The 2538-nt window shown below is 63.3% G+C and carries 2 protein-coding genes; both read left to right on the top strand.

Translation table 11 applies throughout. The features are described from left to right. The coding region (locus ACFWPJ_RS30235; RefSeq protein ID WP_378856530.1) for an HAD family hydrolase at positions 1 to 476 on the top strand (476 nt) is incomplete at its 5' end. Between the two features lie 162 nt (positions 477 to 638). Beyond that, positions 639 to 2538: alanine--tRNA ligase (alaS, locus tag ACFWPJ_RS30240; protein ID WP_378856532.1), on the top strand; the 1900-nt coding region annotated here is incomplete at its 3' end.

The raw sequence follows: 2538 nt of genomic DNA on the forward strand, positions 1-2538 counted from the left end.
GGGTCTATGACTGCCACTTCGTCGAAGCACTATCACACGCGATCGGAGAGCTACGGGTTTTCAGCGTCGTCGTGGCGGGCATGGCAACTCTGGCGAAGGCCGGTATCGGATTGGGCATCGTTACCGCCCAGGCTCGCGGTCGACTCCGCTACCTGGTCCCACCCGAGGTAACCGATCTTGTCGACGTCGTCATCGCTCACGAAGACGCGCCGGCCAAGCCTGCCCCGGATGGGATCCTGGCCGCCTGTGCGCGGCTCGAGGTCCCTCCTGAACGGACATTCTTCATCGGAGATCGAACAACCGACGTGAGAGCGGGGCGGGCTGCCGGAGTCATCACCGTCGGCGCGAGCTGGGGAATGGCTGGCGAGGCCGCTCTGCGGCGCGAAGGCGTCGACTTGGTACTCACGGCGCCGGACCAAGTCGGTCCCTCCGTCCTGGCTCAGCTCGACAGCCGAGGCGGACTCGCCGACGGGTGATTGGGCATCACGAAGCCCTGAACAGCCGGATATCCGCTGTTCAGGGCACGTGAAAACCACTGGACCAGCCAGCCTGGCACTGACAGCATTACCCATCACCCAAGCTCCAACTGCTGCTGGCACGAGCCGCAGCCAATCCACATCCACCCTAGGAAGGCGTATATGCACTCGGCCGACATCAGTAGCCGTGCCCTTCGGTTCTTCGAGAATCGCGGTCACACGGTGGTGCCCTCCGCACCGCTGATCGCTGACGACCCGACCCTGCTGCTGATCAACGCCGGCATGGCACCGTTCAAGCCGTACTTCCTGGGCGAGGCCCCACCGCCCTACAAGCGGGCCACCAGCCTGCAGAAGTGCGTCCGAACCGTCGACATCGAAGAAGTCGGCAAGACCAGTCGCCACGGCTCGTTCTTCCAGATGTTCGGCAACTTCTCCTTCGGAGACTATTTCAAAGAGAAGGCGATCCCGTTCGCCTGGGAGTTCATGACCACATCGATCTCCGACGGCGGCCTCGGCCTGCCCGAGGACAAGCTGTGGGTGACGGTGTACCTCGACGACGACGAGGCCGAACACATCTGGCGCAACGAAATCGGTGTGCCGGCCGAGCGAATCCAACGCCTCGGGATGTCCGAGAACTTCTGGTCGATGGGAGTGCCGGGGCCATGCGGTCCGTGCTCGGAGATTTGTTTCGACCGGGGTCCCGCGTTCGGTCGTGACGGCGGCCCCGTCGCGAACGACGAGCGCTACCTGGAGATCTGGAACCTGGTGTTCATGCAGAACATCCGAGGAGAAGGACCAGCCAAAGAGGGTTACCCGATCCTCGGGGATCTGCCCTCGAAGAACATCGACACCGGGTTCGGGCTCGAACGGATGGCCGCGCTGCTCCAGGATGTCCCCACGATCTTCGACATCGACACGACTCGTCAAATCCTCGACCTGGCAGCGGCTCTCAGCGGCGCCGAATACGGTGCCAGTGTCCAGAACGACGTCTCACTGCGCGTCGTCGCCGATCACATCCTGACCAGCGTGATGTTGATCGGCGATGGCGTCACGCCGTCCAACGATGGCCGCGGCTACGTCCTGCGGCGCATTCTGCGACGCGCTGTCCGCATGATGCGTCTGCTCGGCACCGTCGACCCCGTGGTTCACGAACTCGTCGCGAAGACGATTCAGGTCATGGGCACTGCCTACCCCGAACTGGTGAGCGGGCACGAGCGAATCGACCGAATTGCTGTGGCTGAGGAATCGGTATTCGCCCAGACCTTGAAGGCGGGGACCACGATCTTCGATCTGGCGGCTGCCGAAGTTCGCGACAGCGATCGTCTTGTCCTGCCAGGTGACAAAGCCTTTCAACTCCACGACACCTACGGCTTTCCCATCGATATCACCCTGGAGATGGCGGCCGAGGCGGGTTTGACGGTAGACGAGACCGGTTTCCGCAGGCTGATGGAAGAGCAGCGTGCGCGAGCCAAGGCCGACGCGGTGAGACGAAAGACCGGTGGAACGGGCGACAGCGGTGTCTACCGCGACCTGCTCGCTATCGGCCCCACCGAATTCACGGGCTACACCGAACTCGAATCCGAGGCCGTCATCCGCGGTCTGATCCGTGATGGTGAGCGCGTTGCCGCCGCGACCGAAGGTGACGTCGTCGAGATCGTTCTCGACCGCACACCGCTCTACGCCGAATCCGGCGGTCAGGAGAGCGATGCCGGCTTCATCGTCGCCGGTGATGCCGAGCTGGATGTACTCGACGTACAGAAGGTCGCACGCAAACTGTGGGTCCACCAAGTACGCGTCCGAAACGGTGACGTGACCGAGGGACAGCAGGTCGTCGCCAAAGTCGATCCAGAGTGGCGCATCGGTGCCCGGCAAGCTCATTCCGGGACACACATCGTTCACGCCGCGCTGCGCCAGGTCCTCGGCCCGACCGCCCTACAGAGCGGCTCCTACAACAAACCCGGCTACCTTCGACTGGACTACTCCTGGACCGGCGCTCTGTCACGTGAGACCCGCAGCGAGATCGAAGAGGTATCCAACCTGGCTATTCGCCGCGATCTGCCTG

The organism is Nocardia sp. NPDC058497 (assembly GCF_042720195.1).
In the GTDB taxonomy this organism is placed as follows: Bacteria; Actinomycetota; Actinomycetes; order Mycobacteriales; family Mycobacteriaceae; genus Nocardia.